The sequence below is a fragment of the Clostridium sp. genome (genome assembly GCF_032552055.1).
GTDB lineage: Bacteria > Bacillota > Clostridia > Clostridiales > Clostridiaceae > Clostridium.
Window position 1 is genome coordinate 1 of the sequence record NZ_JAWGSV010000445.1, and the last position, 1,079, is coordinate 1,079.

Genomic DNA, 1,079 nt, shown 5'->3' on the forward strand with positions numbered 1-1,079 from the left:
AATCAATACTGTATAATATTATTAAAAGAAGGAGGATCTTTATGAAACTTACAAAAAAACAGCAAAAATTAAGATTTAAAATTTTAGATAAAATATACGCTAAAGGACCTATTTCTAGAATTGATATTTCAAAGGAAACTGGAATTACACCTGCAACAGTTAGCGAAATCACTGGTAATATGATTCAAGAAAAGCTTATACATGAAATTGGAGAAGTTGTACCTGAAGAAAGTAAATCAGGAAGAAAAAAAATACTGTTAGGCATATCTTCTAATCATAGTTTTTATATAGGAAGCGAATTATCTCCAAAATATATATCATTTTGTTTAACTGATAATCTTGGTAAAATTTTAAAAGAAAAAATTATTCATTTAGCTAGCTATGATTTAGAAAAAACTTTAACAGAAGAATTTTACACTAGTGAATTGAACAATTTCGTGAAATCTTGCGAAGAATATAACCCAGAAGGAATTGGTATAGCACTTCCTGGTCATTTTGATAAAAAAGCTAAATCAATTATTAGTAATAATTCCTTTTGGAAAAATTTCGATATTAAAATTTTATTACATAAAATTAATCTACCAATTTATTTTGAAAACAATGTTAAGTGTATGACATTAGCTGAAAGATTATTTAATTCTAATGGTACTGACGATAATTTTATATTCTTCCACGTTGGTAGAGGAATGTTTTGTTCATATATGTATAATGGAGAACTTTATGCTGATGATAATTTTCTTGTAGGAGAAATAGGACATATAATTGTTCATCCTGAAGGTGAATTATGTGAATGTGGTAAAAGAGGTTGTCTTCAAACTTATGGAAGTGAAGCTTGGATTATAAAAAAATCTCAAATACTTTTTGATAATTCAGAAACCACATACCTAAAGCAATTAGTTGCAGATAAGAGCAAAATAACAATAGAAACTATATTAAAAGCCTATAGTATAGGCGATGCTGGAATAATAACTATACTTCATTCTGCAATAAAATATCTTTCAATTACTATAAATAATTTGTCTATGATGATTGACTCAAGTAAAATTATAGTTAATGGAGAACTATTTAAGGAACCATTG

1 protein-coding gene is annotated in these 1,079 nt (G+C 26.6%); it reads left to right on the forward strand.

Annotated elements, in window-relative coordinates; translation table 11 throughout:
* Nucleotides 1-41 precede the first annotated feature (41 nt).
* The coding region (locus tag E6248_RS16290; RefSeq protein WP_316341809.1) for an ROK family protein at nt 42-1,079 on the forward strand (1,038 nt) is incomplete at its 3' end.